The 15,770-nt window shown below is 32.7% G+C and carries 17 protein-coding genes; 10 read left to right on the top strand and 7 right to left on the bottom strand.

Annotated elements, in window-relative coordinates; genetic code table 11:
• Positions 1 to 13: 13 nt before the first annotated feature.
• From P178_RS22710 to P178_RS23280, 3 genes are all read left to right on the top strand, one after another.
• The gene (locus P178_RS22710) at positions 14 to 1,063 is read left to right on the top strand and encodes an adenylate/guanylate cyclase domain-containing protein (protein ID WP_081819449.1); all 1,050 of its coding nucleotides are present in this window, start codon (positions 14 to 16) and stop codon (positions 1,061 to 1,063) included.
• Between the two features lie 209 nt (positions 1,064 to 1,272).
• A complete protein-coding gene (locus tag P178_RS22070) occupies positions 1,273 to 1,728 on the top strand; it encodes an isoamylase early set domain-containing protein (protein ID WP_051638305.1) in 456 nt (151 codons plus the stop codon).
• Positions 1,729 to 1,772: 44 nt separating this feature from the next.
• Positions 1,773 to 1,922, top strand: a complete 150-nt coding sequence (locus P178_RS23280) for a hypothetical protein (protein ID WP_155941646.1) — start codon at positions 1,773 to 1,775, stop codon at positions 1,920 to 1,922.
• Positions 1,923 to 2,040: 118 nt separating this feature from the next.
• Here the strand turns inward: P178_RS23280 and P178_RS0113780 are convergent, their stop codons facing one another.
• From P178_RS0113780 to P178_RS0113795, 5 genes are all read right to left on the bottom strand, one after another.
• Positions 2,041 to 3,678 (bottom strand): ABC-F family ATP-binding cassette domain-containing protein, encoded by a 1,638-nt coding sequence (locus P178_RS0113780; RefSeq protein ID WP_027066759.1) that lies wholly within the window; start codon positions 3,676 to 3,678, stop codon positions 2,041 to 2,043.
• Positions 3,679 to 3,800: 122 nt separating this feature from the next.
• Positions 3,801 to 3,959, bottom strand: a complete 159-nt coding sequence (locus P178_RS23285; RefSeq protein WP_036146865.1) for a lmo0937 family membrane protein — start codon at positions 3,957 to 3,959, stop codon at positions 3,801 to 3,803.
• 2 nt (positions 3,960 to 3,961) lie between these two features.
• On the bottom strand, positions 3,962 to 4,306 hold the full coding sequence (locus P178_RS0113785) for a hypothetical protein (RefSeq protein ID WP_027066760.1): 345 nt from the start codon (positions 4,304 to 4,306) through the stop codon (positions 3,962 to 3,964).
• Between the two features lie 134 nt (positions 4,307 to 4,440).
• A complete protein-coding gene (locus tag P178_RS0113790; protein WP_036146870.1) occupies positions 4,441 to 5,604 on the bottom strand; it encodes a DUF3095 family protein in 1,164 nt (387 codons plus the stop codon).
• A gap of 32 nt (positions 5,605 to 5,636) precedes the next feature.
• Positions 5,637 to 6,701, bottom strand: a complete 1,065-nt coding sequence (locus tag P178_RS0113795; RefSeq protein WP_081819450.1) for a polysaccharide lyase family 7 protein — start codon at positions 6,699 to 6,701, stop codon at positions 5,637 to 5,639.
• Between the two features lie 218 nt (positions 6,702 to 6,919).
• Between P178_RS0113795 and P178_RS0113800 the strand changes: the two genes are divergently transcribed.
• The 7 genes from P178_RS0113800 (at position 6,920) to P178_RS0113830 (ending at position 14,401) form a co-directional block, all read left to right on the top strand.
• Complete coding sequence (locus P178_RS0113800) at positions 6,920 to 8,770, top strand: tetratricopeptide repeat protein (protein WP_027066763.1); 1,851 nt, start codon at positions 6,920 to 6,922, stop codon at positions 8,768 to 8,770.
• The gene (locus P178_RS0113805; protein WP_027066764.1) at positions 8,770 to 9,507 is read left to right on the top strand and encodes a LytR/AlgR family response regulator transcription factor; all 738 of its coding nucleotides are present in this window, start codon (positions 8,770 to 8,772) and stop codon (positions 9,505 to 9,507) included. The genes P178_RS0113800 and P178_RS0113805 overlap by 1 nt, the downstream gene beginning before the upstream one ends.
• Before the next feature lie 106 nt (positions 9,508 to 9,613).
• A complete protein-coding gene (locus P178_RS0113810) occupies positions 9,614 to 10,024 on the top strand; it encodes a hypothetical protein (protein ID WP_027066765.1) in 411 nt (136 codons plus the stop codon).
• Between the two features lie 210 nt (positions 10,025 to 10,234).
• Positions 10,235 to 11,038, top strand: a complete 804-nt coding sequence (locus tag P178_RS0113815) for a hypothetical protein (RefSeq protein WP_155941647.1) — start codon at positions 10,235 to 10,237, stop codon at positions 11,036 to 11,038.
• Positions 11,039 to 11,052: 14 nt separating this feature from the next.
• Positions 11,053 to 11,706, top strand: a complete 654-nt coding sequence (locus P178_RS0113820) for a hypothetical protein (protein WP_027066767.1) — start codon at positions 11,053 to 11,055, stop codon at positions 11,704 to 11,706.
• A 33-nt stretch (positions 11,707 to 11,739) separates the two neighbouring features.
• Positions 11,740 to 12,900 carry a DUF6882 domain-containing protein gene (locus tag P178_RS23465; RefSeq protein WP_197026808.1) on the top strand — a complete coding sequence of 387 codons (1,161 nt, stop codon included), beginning with the start codon at positions 11,740 to 11,742 and terminating at the stop codon, positions 12,898 to 12,900.
• A gap of 4 nt (positions 12,901 to 12,904) precedes the next feature.
• Complete coding sequence (locus P178_RS0113830; RefSeq protein WP_036146876.1) at positions 12,905 to 14,401, top strand: M48 family metallopeptidase; 1,497 nt, start codon at positions 12,905 to 12,907, stop codon at positions 14,399 to 14,401.
• 79 nt (positions 14,402 to 14,480) lie between these two features.
• On the opposite strand, the gene P178_RS0113835 is transcribed toward P178_RS0113830, so the two are convergent.
• Together P178_RS0113835 and P178_RS0113840 are read right to left on the bottom strand one after the other, a co-directional pair.
• Positions 14,481 to 15,089 carry a hypothetical protein gene (locus P178_RS0113835; protein WP_155941648.1) on the bottom strand — a complete coding sequence of 203 codons (609 nt, stop codon included), beginning with the start codon at positions 15,087 to 15,089 and terminating at the stop codon, positions 14,481 to 14,483.
• A gap of 57 nt (positions 15,090 to 15,146) precedes the next feature.
• On the bottom strand, positions 15,147 to 15,680 hold the full coding sequence (locus tag P178_RS0113840) for an NUDIX hydrolase (protein ID WP_027066770.1): 534 nt from the start codon (positions 15,678 to 15,680) through the stop codon (positions 15,147 to 15,149).
• Between the last annotated feature and the right edge of the window lie 90 nt (positions 15,681 to 15,770).

Below are 15,770 nucleotides of genomic sequence, written 5' to 3' on the forward strand. Positions count from 1 at the left end.
CTTACAGCGTCATATGAAGAAGAAACAGATTTTTAAAATATTGACGCTGGCTTTAATGTGGTTTATTGCTATTATCGCATTTGACGCAGTGTTGAATATAAAGGTTTTTGAAAGTGGGGATTGGCTTCCTTATTTTGAGTATACGTTTAAAACTGTTTTACCAATTATCATTTTTTATTGTTTTTTAATAAGCATTAGCGAGGTGTATTTCTTAAGTTCAATGCTTCGTGATTACCCATTTGCGGTAGTGGTATTGATTAAGGCTGTTTTGCAATTTGCGGTTATATATGCCATTCATTTAATTGGGACATATGTAATTACCGAGATAATGCCATTAAGTAGCAATGCAGCCGTTAATGCACATTATGCCTATTTAGGAGCGTCACTTAACGGTTTCTATATTGCTTATTTCATTGTTGTTAGTTTTCACTTTAGCCTTTATGCCCAGATTTCTAGAAAATTTGGGTCTACCAATCTTTATGATATTATAATGGGTACGTATTTTAGACCAAAAGAAGCCCAGCGTATTTTTATGTTTCTAGATTTAAACCAATCTACCACAATAGCGGAAGAGATTGGTCATTTAAAATATAGTAGGCTTATTCAAGAATGTTTTATCAAGCTTACGCATCATATTGAAAATTATGATGCGGAGGTTTATCAATATGTAGGTGATGAAGCAGTATTGACATGGCGTAAATCTGATGCCAAGGCAGCAAAACAATGCATAGATTTATACGCAGAGTTTAGGGATAATCTCATAAAGGCAGCACCTGAATTTGAAAAGGAATTTGGAGTAGTTCCTAAGTTTAAGGTCGGAGTCAGTTTTGGTACTGCTGCTATCGCTGAGGTAGGCGATTACAAACGGGATATTGCCTTTCACGGTACGGTATTGAATACGGGAGCAAGACTTTGTCAGCTGTGCAAAGAAATTAAAGAGGATATTCTTTTTTCTTCTGAATTTTATGTTCTGTTGAATACTAATGGAGATTTTCTTGATTATGTGGGCGATTATATGCTTACCGGTAGGCGAACAAATGAAAAAGTATTTCGATTGCTATAGTATACGAATTCTCTGTTTAGATAGATTAATCCAAATTTCTTATTATATCTGTATTATACATTTTACATAATGATGTTCTAATGATAATATTTAAATTTTATGAGACACAATACTAACTGTTACTTTTAAAATTAGAATTACTTTATGCAAACTTTTGAAAATGAGTAATTTCTATGTAACTTTTATCTAGAATTAAAACACTATATAAAATGGCATTAGCAAAAGAAACAAAGGGAAAGCATACTGTGGTAACCTTTAAAATAGGAAAGAATGAAGCACCGAGCACATCTGACGTTTTATTGTTAGGAGACTTCAATAAATGGCAAACCAATAATAGCTCTTACCAGATGGAGAAGAAGGGTGGTACATTTGAAAAGAGTATAAAGCTTGAGAACGGTAAACGTTATGAGTTTAGATATTTAAGTGTAGACAAAGGGTGGTTTAATGATCATGCGGCAGATGCTTATGTACCTTCACCTTATTCGGGTATTGATAATAGCGTTGTAGATTTAACATCGCTACCAGAAAAAACGAAAACGGTAAAGAAAGCAACTGCTAAAAAACCCGTAGCAAAGAAAGTAGTGGCTAAAAAGCCTGCAGCAAAGGCTAAGAAAGATGATTTAAAAAAATTGAAGGAATTGGTCCTAAAATTGCATCTATTTTAACTGAGAACGGTTATGGAACTTTTGCGGAGTTAAGTAAAGCTTCTGTGAAATCTTTAGAAGGAATTTTAAAGGAAGCAGGTCCTCGTTATTCAATGCATAAACCTGGTTCATGGCCAAAACAAGCTAAGTTAGCCAATAACGGTGATTGGGATAAATTGAAAACATTACAAGATAAATTAGATGGCGGAAAATAATTTCCAGATTCATTTGAAATAAAAAATCCCCAAGTGAAAATTTGGGGATTTTTTATTTGATATAGCTACAGGTAATAGATGAGAAATGCGACAATGAATTCACCTAGTATTATTCTATCTACTTCATCAAATTTATTTCGGAAATACTCTTAATTCTATTTCGCTCTAAAAAGGCATCTATAGTTTCAAAATGCTCAATAACACGTTGTTCTTTAAATTCAAAAACCTTCTGTGATAATCCTTGAAGAAAATCACGGTCGTGAGAAACCAAAATCAACGTACCATCATAAGTAGATAATGCTTCTTTTAGAACATCTTTAGATTTTAGGTCTAAGTGATTGGTAGGCTCATCCAGAATTAAAAGATTAACAGGTTCTAACAACAATCTCACCATTGCAAGTCTGGTCTTTTCTCCACCAGAAAGCATGCCTACCTTTTTATCGATATCATCGCCACTAAACATAAAACGCCCTAGAATATTCTTTATTTGATTACGAATATCACCAAATGCAACTTCATCTACAGTTTGAAAAATAGTGAGGTCTGGGTCTAAAAGAGATGCCTGATTCTGTGCAAAATAGCCCACCTTAACATTGTGCCCTAATTGGCAAGTACCTTCTACGGGTATCTCTCCTAAAATAGCCTTGATCATGGTAGATTTACCTTCACCATTACGACCTACAAAAGAGACTTTTTCACCACGAGCGATGGACATATTCGCATCTTTGAAAACAATATGTTCATCATATGATTTAGATACATCTTTAACCGTAACCGGATAATCTCCTGAACGTGGGGCAGGTGGAAAACGTAGTTTTAATGAAGATGTATCAATTTCATCGATTTCGATAATTTCAAGCTTTTCTAACATTCGTTCTCTAGACGTAACTTGATTTGTTTTGGAATAAGTGCCTTTAAATCGCTCTATAAACGCCATGTTATCGGCAATAAATTTCTGCTGTTCTTGGTACGCCTTTATTTGATGAGACCTACGGTCTTCACGTAATTGTAGGTAGTGAGAGTAATTAGCTTTATAATCATATATACGCCCCATTGTAACCTCTATGGTTCTGTTGGTAATATTGTCAATAAAGGCTCTATCGTGAGAAATCACCATTACAGCATTAGCTTTGTTCAGTAAGAAATCTTCTAGCCAAATAACAGATTCTATATCAATGTGATTGGTAGGTTCATCTAACAAAATTAAATCTGGTTTTTGTAATAGAATTTTTGCCAACTCTATACGCATACGCCAACCACCACTAAACTCGTTGGTTTGTCTTGTAAAATCCTCTTGCTTAAACCCTAATCCCTTTAAAGCTTTTTCAACTTCGGCATCATAGTTTACTTCATCTAAGGCATAATATTTTTCACCTAAATCAGATACTTTTTCAATGATTGACATGTAGGCATCACTCTCATAATCTGTTCTAGTTTCTAACTCTTTATTAAGCTTTTCCATTTCATCACGCATAGAAAATACGTGTTTAAAGGCTTTTGCAGCTTCTTCAAATACAGTACAATTATCTTCTGTAAGTAAATGTTGCGGTAGATATGCAATTACAGCATCTTTGGGTACCCTAACATTACCTCGTGTACCTTTTTGCTCACCTGCAACGATTTTCATCATGGTAGATTTACCTGCTCCGTTTTTACCCATAAGGGCAATTTTATCGGTTGGGTTTATTACAAAAGATACATCACTGAAAAGGGTAGTGCCACTAAATTCTACGGCTAAATTATCTACTGAAATCATACTATAAATTTAAAAATGCAAAACTAGTAATAAGAAATGATGCTTGTTACTAACTGCAATAAAAACTTATAGTGGCTTTAGTAGAATAATCTCTAAAAACTTCAAATGAAAATGGACTTTAATTATGTGCTTTTTTTATTGCTTAACCAATTATAAATCAATAATACAACAGCCAATAATAATAGTAGGTGAATTAAGGCTCCTAGAATTTTAAAAACTAAAAAACCCAATACCCAGCTTACAATAAGTACTATAATCAATATGTAGATAATCTTTTTCATACTTACTTTTTTGGAGTCCAGTTTATAATTTCATCTTTAATCTCTTGGTCTGTTTTCTGCCTTCTAACGGCGATATCCGTAATTAGAGATTTTATATCGTTCTGCTCATAAACAATGTCTATATCTTTCGTTTCTGGGAAATTGGACAAGTACTCATCTCGTATGGCCAACCATTGCTTTTCTAGATGTAAATCATTTTTGGAAGCCGAAACACCGCCATTATTTACAGGGTTTCCTATTTCTTCGCTGGAATCTTTTTTCTGAGCAGATTCTTGATTCTTCTGGTCTTCATTAGAAAACTCATTTGAGGACATTGATTTCACATTACTCTTATCTTCTGTAATCATCTGTTTTGTATTAGATATTAATTCTTGTAGAACAAGGTAACAAGACCAACAATTATAGCGTTGCTCTATTTTTACTTTAATTGACCTAATAAAATTTATGATTTAGAACTATGGAATAGTTTGAATAGGCTAATTTATTTGATAACTGCCTTTTTCTTTATTTTAAACATTTTTGCGGCAGAGGTATAACCGCCTTCTGTGCCATCTACAAAATGAGAATGAGTTGTTCTTCTGTCCAATACATAACAAGACATTACAGAAGAATGGGTTACATGAATGCCATATATAAGTTTGTTGTCTGCTTCTAAATTATCTAGAAAAGCTATGAAATTATCTATTTTACTCTGCTCAGCGGTGAAAACGGTATTGATCATACCATCTAGCATAAAGGTGTGTGATAGTTGACCTATTTGCTTAAGATATTGTTTTCCGCTGCTAGTTAGGTTAAGGTATATTTTGCCGAAATTAGTTTTTAGCCAGCTTTTTAAGAAGTACATCCAATTATTAGACACAAGGCTTATTTTCATCTCTTCCAAAACCTTTTTTGGGTTTGCATCTAACCTAAGCTTTGTGTTTTTTATAGGTTGTCTATTTTCGAAAGATCCAAAGTCTTTTTCCATTTGGGACAGAACTTGCTTGTAGATATCGCTTTGAGTAGCTTCTACTGTAGCATCCAATAATAAACAGACCACTTTTGCTTGGCTTTTATCCGGACTTATTTCATCCCATCTACATTCCATTCCTTCTAAATTTAAAAGGGATTCATCAAAAGATGTAGTGTTCTTTTCTTTGAACGAAGTTTTTATTATGTGTTCTGCCACCTTTAAACCGTTGCCCAAAACTATAGGGATAGAGAGTTTTTCGGTTAATTGGTGCTTTGCAATTTTAAGTTGAACATTCTTTTCAACTAATTCTTTTACGTGTATTTGACCTACTCTTAATACAAGATTTGTCTTTCTTTTTATATGTAATCTATAATTATCCAGTACTTGAACTATTTTATCTAAAAGTGAAAATTGAACTATAAAAGTAGCTCCGTCACCACCAAAAAAATATGGTATTTCTATATTTCCTTGAAATTTTCTGATTGTATTTAATACAGAAATTATAGCACCTGTAGCAGTTAAATTTACTTGATGGTGATTGCCCTCCTTTACCGCATTCGTTGAATTTTGAATATCAACCACTATTACATACCAACTATCTGGAACATTTTTAAAATCTTCCTCGTTATCTAATAAATCAACAAGTGATTCTTTAGACAGCTTAAGTTTTTTATAGAATTTTAAATCTTCCATCAATTAACAATGATGTTGGGTAAAATGGTGTATTAATTTAAAGGTTCTGTTCCTTCACCAACGGTTGCTTCTTTAAACCAAACTTCTGTATAGCACCCGTTAGCGTATTGTTTTTTAATATCACCGTTATACGTTTCTGAGCCGGTATGCCATACTATATTCTCTTCAGGATTTTTACCATTGGTTTGGTTGTAAGCTCCTTGTTTAAAATTCTGTAACTCGCCAGCATATGCATTTTCACGCTCTACACCATCACGATCTATAGATGAGTATAGCGACAATATTTGTTGGGGAATATCGGCTGATTTTGCAAAATCTGTTTTAATTAAACTCTTGGTGAATTTTTTTGTTTCATGACCTTCGCTTTTAAAAGTTAAGTACATGACACCCTTGTATACGTTAACTTCATAACTAAATTCTTCTCCAAGGGCTACGCCATCTTCTGGTTCTGCTGGATAGGTAGTTGGGGTATCTCCAATTACTGACATATCATATCCCCAAACAGCAGTTGAATAATCCCATCTTTTAGCGTTATCGCCTTCTGTATTTATTTCATAATTCCAAAAAACAGAACCCTTTGTGTGACCAGGAAATTTTTTGTAAAAGATTTTTAAAGGTTCATTTTCATGACCTTCAGTACCATGAATTTGACCAACTACAACCGCATAAGATGCAGCTACTCTTGCATCACCTGAGGTAGAAACATGCTTTACTTTTAAGGTGCCTGTTAGCTTTCCGCCAGTATCTGGTTTCCATTCTTTTTTTTGCCCTAGTTCTGTTCTTGTGTTACTAGATGTTCTTGAAGTCACCCCAGAATTGGGCGCTTTATATACTACCCAGTCTGTATTGCCTTCATTTTCTACATAGAAGAAATTGTCATGTTCTATGTTAATCAAGTCATTAAAACTTTTACCGTCTCCGCAAAGAATTTTCCATTCATCCATAAACGGGATTACATCACTTGGGTACGTTACAACGTCTTCTTCATCGGTTGTAGTTATAGTTGTTTTTGACTTGTTTTTACAACTGCTAATTGTAAATGCAAAACATAGTATAACAACTGCAGGTCTTAGGATTTTTGAAAACTGTATACTCATGATAATCTTTTTATTCTCTAATATTTAGTTTTAAAGATACACAGACCAATTGTTTATTCTTTTAGGTATCTATTTATAATACAAATATGTAGGCAAATACCGAGAAATTTAAAACCGTTAAATTTCACTTTTTCTAGAAAAGAGCAGGCTAAACGCGTTTATTTTATATAGATGATTCCTTACTTTAGCCTATTCAAACAACTTCCATCTTAGCTTATATGATTTTAAAATACAAAAGCCTAAAGCAATTAGGTTTTTATGCTTTTATCTTTCTAACTTTTTTTGCATGTACAAAACAAGATACAATTCGCCCAAGTTTAGAGAAAAGTTTGTTAGCAATAGATAGTTTAACGCTAACACAACCAGAACAATCTACATTAAAGTTAGATAGTTTATTACAAAAAAGTAAACATTTAACCACCTTAGAAACAGCCATTTTATTATTCAATAAAGGAGAAGCTTTATATCTGAACGATAAGTATCAAGAAGCATTCAATACCCATTTAAAATGTAACGAATTATTTGCTGAACTAAACGATACCTATAACGAGAGCAGAAGTTTAATTTCTTTAAGCGGTGCAGCGCTGCATATGGGAGATATTGAAACTGCACAGAAATATGCCCTAAAAGCATTAAGTCTGGCACAATTAATTGGAGATAATCGTATAGAAGGTAAAGCCTATAACCAACTCTTTAAGCTTCATTTTACATTAAAAGACTATGATAATGCTTTAGAATATATTTCAGCAACCGATAGTTTGTTTTCTAAAGGTGTAGATACCACTTCTATTATAGCAATAAAGGGAAATAAAGCCAGTGTGTATTTAAAACTAAAGGAATATAATAAGGCTTTGTCTAGCTATTCTGAGGCTATGGCACTAAGTCAATCGCAAAGGGATCCTAAAACATTGGTCAGTATTTTAAATAATATTGGCTACACTTATATTGAAGCTGGAGATTATGAAAGTGCTGAAAAGTTTCTAAGAGGTTCATCTACTTTAAATAAAAATATAAAAGCTATAAATGCTGCACCGTACAAAGGATTGGGTAATTTATTTCTATTGAAAGCTGAAAATGATTCAGCAGAAATAAACTATAAGAAAGCATTAGAAATCTATATTGCCAATAGCAATTTTAAAGAAGAAATAGAGGTAAGAGATAAACTGGTAGCACTAGCCATTATGTCTGGAGATTACACTACGGCTTTAGATAACCAAATAGTTAGAGATAGCTTGCAATTATATGTAAGTAGCCTAGAAAAAGATAGGCTCTTGAACTTCGCCAATGTTAACTATGAGGTTAAACAAAAGGAAACCAAAATTAATCATCAAAAAGAAATCAATAATAGAAATCAGTTACTTTTAATTAGTACTATAATGGTTTTCGTTTTCTTATTTATTGCAACAGCATTTTATATCTATAACACCAAACTTAAAGCAGTTAATAAAGCATCGAAATTAGAACAAAGTTTATTGCGTGTACAAATGAATCCTCATTTCATATTCAATACACTAGCTGCTATTCAGAATATAACCTTAGAAGGAAACCCTATAAAATCATCAAACTATATCGCCAAATTTTCTAAGCTAATTAGACAAAATTTCGATTATGTTAGAAAAGAAGCTATTACACTAAGCAAAGAGGTTTCTATGATTTCTAATTATATAGAAACGCAGCAATTACGGTTCAATAATATCTTTTCATATAAAATTGAAATAGAAGATTCTTTAGATGTACATGCTATAAACGTACCCCCAATGTTATTACAGCCTTTTGTTGAGAATGCCATTGAGTATGGTTTAAAAGAGAAGAAAGTAGGAGGAGAGCTGCTCGTGAAAATAGAGGGTAATACGGATGGGTTATCGTTCGTGATTTTAGACAATGGTTTAGGTAGGTCTGCAAAAGCTAAAAAAGAAAAATTAACGGAAGAGTTGCATGCAACAACTATATTTTTAGAGCGTTTAAAAATGAGAAAAAAAGGGGAAGAGAAGTCTTTTGTTATAGAAGATTTATTTGATGATAATAATACCCCTATAGGAACAAAAGTATTTTTTAAATTGAAACTTTAATGATTAAAGCAATAATAGTAGAAGATGAGTTTAATGCTCTTAATACTTTAGATAAACTTATAACCTACACGCAAAAGGATATTGAGGTCATTGCCAAGATAGATAATGTTGAAGATGCTATTTCATTTTTAAAAGAGAATACTCCTGATCTTGTATTTTTAGATATTGAACTAATTGGCGGTAATGCATTTCAAATTCTAGAAGCTTTAGATAGTATTGCTTTTAAAATCATCTTTACGACAGCTTATGATGAATTTGCTATAAAAGCTATAAAGTTTGACACTGTAGATTATTTATTAAAACCTATAGATTCAGATGAGCTATCTAATTGTATTGATAGGTTTAGAGTCCGTTTTAAAAAAGAGCAAGTTTATAAAAACGCCATAGAGAAGGTTTCTGAAATTAATGAAAAAGAGAGTCAGAAAACATTATTGATCAAAACTGCAGATGCTCAATATTTTCTTCAAATAACAGATATTGTTCGTTGCCAATCAGACGGGGCTTATACTACCTTCCATACCGTAGATAAAAAAATCATGAGTGCTCGTAATTTAAAGTATTATGAAAATATCTTAAGTGAGCATACTTTTGTACGTGTTCATCAATCTCATTTGGTGAACATTAAGTATATTAAAACAGTGAATTCTAATAATACGGTTAGCCTAACCAATGATGAAACAATACCTGTTGCAACCCGCAAGAAAACCTATCTAAAACAAATATTAGAAACACTTTAAGCGCAAATACAAAACGAAATCCGCAAATTTAAAACGGTTTTAAAATGACGCTAACCATGCTATAGTTTTGAGGTGAATAAACAAATAACCCTTAAAATTAAAGATCATGGGATTAAAAGAAAATCGATTCACAAAAACTTTTCAAGAAGAACAATTTCCACAATTAAAAGGTCAAATAAACGAAGCCGCCGGTTTTGATGTGCCTTTAAATATTGAATGGGAAAAATTATTTGAAGATCGCTTTATGCACCTTTATAATGATTCGTACCCAAAAATATATTTCTTTCCAATTATAGAAGCTTTCAAATCAATCGCTTCAGATGATATGGGTAAAGAAGCCCTGAAGGATAGTCTTAAAGAAATTCATATTACCAATACAGTAGACCACCATAACCCTAGTAATGCATATTCATTTACAGATGGTGTTCTAACGTTTGATCACAGCCCAATTAACAATGCCGATGATGTTGATAGACGAACAAGTGTTCTTGTAGAATTATTAGAGAATAATCTATAAGCAATTGTTTAAACTAAAGTGTAATAGGTTATAAATATTGATATGTTCAAATTCATCTTTTACTTTGTCCTGATAATTATTTTACTGTTTGTCGCTGGTTTTGGTTTTTCTAATTTCAAAGCAAAAAGAGATTTTGTAGCGCATTTAAATAAGTATCATCATAACAAATATGATATACTGACTTTTAAGAGAAATTTTAACGCAGCTAACATGAACCCAAATTTATATTGGGTAGAGTTAGTGCTCAAAGAAAATAGGGATATTGTTATCAACTTTGAATGGAATGCAAAAAGTAAAGATTTACATTTTTCATTTCACAGTAGTAGAGATAGGGGGATAGAAGCATTAACACGTTATCAAAAGCAAGCAATTGTATTACAAAGAGAATTGCATGAGCTGTTGCGTGCCGATGTTTATAATTTAGATGTCAATGTTTATAACCACACCATAGATATAAGTTTAAAGGCAGAACCTACGCTAAAGGATTTTCAATATTTTTCTGATAAAATATGTAGTTTATTGGTTGGTTATCCAGAAACGTGGATGCAAGAAGCTCATGTTAATTTCAAACTTATAGCAGAAACAAAAGGGTTCTATGAGCTTATTGTAAAGCCTAGAACAATAGATGATAGTAGCGGTTCATTTAGATATAGACACAATGCTATTATTACTAATAATTATGGTTCAGAAAAAGCTGAACGTATTGATGCTATTGTTCAAAAGGAATTCTCAAAAACAGATTCTCCTGCTTACTTACATAATATTTGGGTACATCAATCTCAACTAGACTCTTTTTATATCGCTTTTGAAAAACATGAACACCTTAAAGAATCTGAGGGCAATGTCAATTTAACGAAAGGGGTGGGAATGGGTTTGGTAAAAATGAATTACCCCAAATTAGAGCTAGAAACTTATAACTATTACGATTATAAAACCACACCTAGAGATGGTATTTATATGTACCTAATTAGTCAATTGCCAGAAGATTATCAATATCTCATAGCAGAGTCTTAAAACCACCTAAAATCATGGAAAAATCATTTTATAAAGCGTTTGTAGCTCAAACGCCAGAGGAAGTATTGCATCTTGTTTTCAAAAAAGAAGAAGACATTTTAATAGCGGTTTCATTAAATAATGGCAATTATTTAGAAGGTATAATTCTAGATATTACTAAAGATAATGATCACCAAAAATCTGTATGCATGTTATCTCTAGAAGAACAAGTTTATTTTTTCAATATGCACACTATTTCACTTGTTACTATTAAGCAGCCTAAAAAAATGGTTGTTGAACTATCCAAGGGGGCTATTAGCAGACCAATTTCATCTGCCAATGAAAATCTAACTGTATTACAGCTTAAACGATGGTTGAATGCCGAGAGAATTGCGTTAGGAGAGCAAATTCTAGATTTTAACATTGAAGCTATTTCTACAGAAGAACTAAATGACAGACTAAACATTAAAGATGTCTTTTTGGCTTTAAAGAGTGTAGTTGGTACAGTTACTAAAGACGATTTAGGCAAAGAAGCTTGGAGCGCTGTTAATAAAGTTGTTTTAAAACAAGCTGACACATTACAGCTCAATATCTCAGAAAATACATTGACTATTTCAATAGCTATTGATAAGGCTTTGCCTGCAAAACTTTCTGAAATTTTAGAAGAAAAACTTCTTCGAATATTATAAATAAATAAAACATAATTTTTAAATAAAACCAGTATGGGACTTAAAGAAAAAAGAATAATTAAAGCATTTGAAAACGATTTATATCCAGCATTAGAGACAGAAATTTATGGAGCGGCAGGTTACACTGTGGTAATGGATATTATGTGGGATACTTTAATGGAAGATCGCTTTTCTCATTTATACAATGATACCTTTCCGAAAATATATTTTCTACCGTTAATAGAAGCTTTTAAAGTTATTTGTGTAGATGACATGGGGGTTGATCTTTTAAAGGCAGGATTAAAAAAAGTAATGATTGTTAATGAGAATGATGAGCATAATATAGAACGTGCTATTACTTTTGAGGATGGTGTGCTTAAGATAAATCACAGTCCGGTAATTAATGCCGATAAGGTTGAAGATAGAACAGCAAGAATAGTGTCTTTACTAGAAGATAAGTTAGAAGATTTTGCCGAAAACAAAAGTGAGACGACAACTACGGAATCTGCTAGTGCTAATGAGAATACTGCAGACACACCAAATACGCTAGATATAAATGAATTGTACAACCAGTCTTTTGTGACCTCTGTAGAAAAGCAAGAGATTTTTAGTGAGATGGTAGAGGGTTTAGGCTGGAGCTGTGATATGCTAGAAGGTAAATTAACCTTTGGAGAAGATAAGGTTTTTGATATTCAAATTCTTGGTACCTACTCAGAAAACGAAAAAAGTTGGTTGTGGGCTTGGGCAAATACACAGAGTGGTATTCCAGAGAAATTTTTACAAACATCCTTAGCGGTAAAAGCATTGGGCGAAGCTTATAAGGTTGAAGATTTTACGACACCTAAAATGGAGGTTGAATCTGATCCTGGAGTGTTCTTCTCTACCATTGCATCTGTTATGACAGGAGAAAGCTGCTACGTTCCTTTAACTTTTAAAGGTATAATAGTTTATGTAACCATAACTTCTGAAGAAGCAGATAGTAAGGCTAGAACATCACCAGCTTTAATCTGTTCTCACTTTTCTCAGGTAGCTGCTAATTACACATTTCCACATAAATACAGCTTGTTCTTTTATCTAAAAGCCAAAGGGTATGAAGTAGAATTACCTGGTAACAACGTAGTGGCCAAAAATGGAGAAGATCAAATTTTAGGAATATTTGATCTAAAGGGCAGACTAATGAAAATTTCTAACTCAAAATTAAACGTACAAGCTTAAAATTATGTCAACATATACATCACAAACATTATCAGATTTAGAAAAAGAACATCAAGCCGCTATAAATTCAGCTCAAGAAAAAATGCTAGCGGAATTAAACGATGCGCAAGCATCTGGTAATTTAGAAAAGATACAAGAAGCCAGTGTTGTTTTTCAAAATATAACAACGGAATTGGCAAAAGAATACACCAATAAAATTGAGGAAATAAATGCCTTGAATCATAAAGCTACCGTAGCCGATGAACCTCAGATATATACTACCAAACGTGCAGATGTAGATTTAAATCTATTGGTGTATGACGGGGATAGGGACTATGTAATCGCTTTTCAGCAAGATGAACTAATACAAAGTACTCTAGAAAAGGTAAACAAGAACAGCGGTAAGTTTAAATCTAGAAAACACTTGTTAAAATCTAGTTTAAGGTTAACAAAAACACTGGCGCCAATGCTTCATGAAATAGGAGAGCATTGTAAGAACACTTTAAAGCTTAAAGCTGATATTGAGTTTTTTGTATACCAGAGCGATATGTTCAATGCATCCTGTTATCCGCCAGATGAAAATAAATTATATATAATTCTATCATCTGGAATCTTAGAGCGTTTTTCTAAAGAAGAATTAACATTTGTAGTTGGTCATGAGATAGGGCATGTACTATTTGAGCATTTTGATTATCCTGTTAGACAAATTCTAGATGCCGGAGAAAATGAACTAGCGCCAATACATGCAATGAAGTTATATGCGTGGAACAGAAATGCAGAAATAAGTGCAGATAGGGCAGGACTATTATGTTGTCAAAATTTTGAAGCGGTAGGTCGTACGTTCTTTAAGTTATCTTCTGGTGTTACCACAGATTCTTTAGATTTTCAGTTGAATTCTTACATAGAACAATTTGTAGATTTAGAGGAAGTTTTGAATGATGCCAACCATGATCCTTCAGATTGGTATAGTAGTCACCCTTTTAGTCCATTACGAATTAAAGCTTTAGAGCTATTTAATAAAAGCGAAACCTATGCGGCTTTTAATGATACCATAACCGGTGAAATTACAGAAGAAGCAATGGAGGTGGAGATCAAACGTATTATGTCTTTAATGGAGCCAGAAAACTTAGAGGAAGAAGGCGAGCATTCAGAAAAAATACAACGCCTAATGTTTTTAGGTGGTTATTTAATATCTAATGCGGATGGTGTTGTAGATGATTCTGAAATACAGGCATTAAGTAGTATTGTTGCTCCTAAAATTTTTGCTAATTGTATGATGACCATTAAGGGGCTTACAGAAGATGAAATGATAAGTGAAGTACAGGAGTTAACGCATGATCTTCATATTGTACTTTCTGTAATGCAGAAGTTGAATATACTTAGAGATTTATCTATTATATCTTATGCAGATGGGCATATAGACGATAGCGAAGTAAATGTATTGTACAATTTGGCTAGGCTCTTATATATCAATATAGATTTTATTGATCGTGTTATTAGTGATGCACAAGGCATAGAGTAATGTTTGTTTGTTTTAAGTTCAAGGGTAGCAGTTTTATATTGCTATCCTTTTTTTTGATTTTATAATTGGGTTAAGTTTATTAAAACCCTAATGCCTCTAAAACTTCAATTTTCGGTAATTCTTTACTTAATATGCTATTTATGAAGATTCCAGATTTATAGGTGCCGTTTCTAAAGTAAATGATGCCATAGCCATACCACACACCATCTTTATATTCGCCAATAAATTTTATAACGTTTTTATAATTTTCATTAGAAAATGGCTTATAGTTAGACCACTTGGTAATACCAAAACCATTCTTTTCATTCTTTTCATAAGTACCTAAAAAACTGTAGTCAAGACTTTGAGATAAAGTCATTCCATTAGGGCTCGTATTCTCCCACTTGCTAAAGATATAAGCATTGTCTTTAGGTTTGTACTGTATTCCGAAACCGCTATACTCATTATTACGACCTTGCCCTGTATACCAACCACCATCTTCTAGTTCCCAATTTACTGTCGGGGGTTCATCATTATTCGATTTGCTATTAGAAGAACCAAATAACCAATACCATGAGTTGGTATAGCGATTAACAAACTGTTGGTCTTGATGATAAGCTTCTGCCTTTTGTTTTTGATTTTCCGTTTGTCCAATTATAGTATGTGTGCATATACACAGTACCATGAATACAAATAATCGACTTTTCATTTTTCTTTATGGTTAAACGATTTTGGGGAGATAAACTATGGTTATTGTAATGGAAAGTTACACCTCTAATTTCCTAGCGATACTTTCTGCTAAAAGTTCTAAAATAAAAGTCTCCCTTTCAATAGACATCCCTTTTCTGTCACTATTCAACATTGTCTTCTTATTATGGTCAATGGCTTCATTAATGTTGACCCACTTGGCTTTCATTCCATTCTTAATCTCGTATTGCTCCATTTTAGATGCACCCAACGCTGTATTTATTTCGCATGTGTAACAATAAGAAATCATATGTTGCACATCAAAATCGGGTTTGGACCACGGCCTATATTCTTCATAGATACCAAAGGGCTTAATGTTTCTAATATCTTGGGCTCCAGTTTCTTCTATAAGCTCCCTTTTCATACCTTCAATTATATCCTCTCCTAAATCTAATCCGCCATCCGGCAAGCTATAGTCTTGATATCTCTCTGTATAAAGCAACAAAATGTTAGATTCTTGCATAGCAATACTTCTGGTTGCCAGCCTTGTAAAAATAGATTTGTTATCTAAATTCTCTACCTCAGGATGGTAATGGATTTTTAAATTCTGCATTTGAAAAGTGTAACCTCTAATCCTATTTTTTTAATTTTTTAATGGTAGAAATTAAGCTTCAAAAATACATAAACCTTTGGCAAAATTATG

Source organism: Maribacter sp. Hel_I_7 (genome assembly GCF_000688315.1).
Lineage (GTDB): Bacteria > Bacteroidota > Bacteroidia > Flavobacteriales > Flavobacteriaceae > Maribacter > Maribacter stanieri.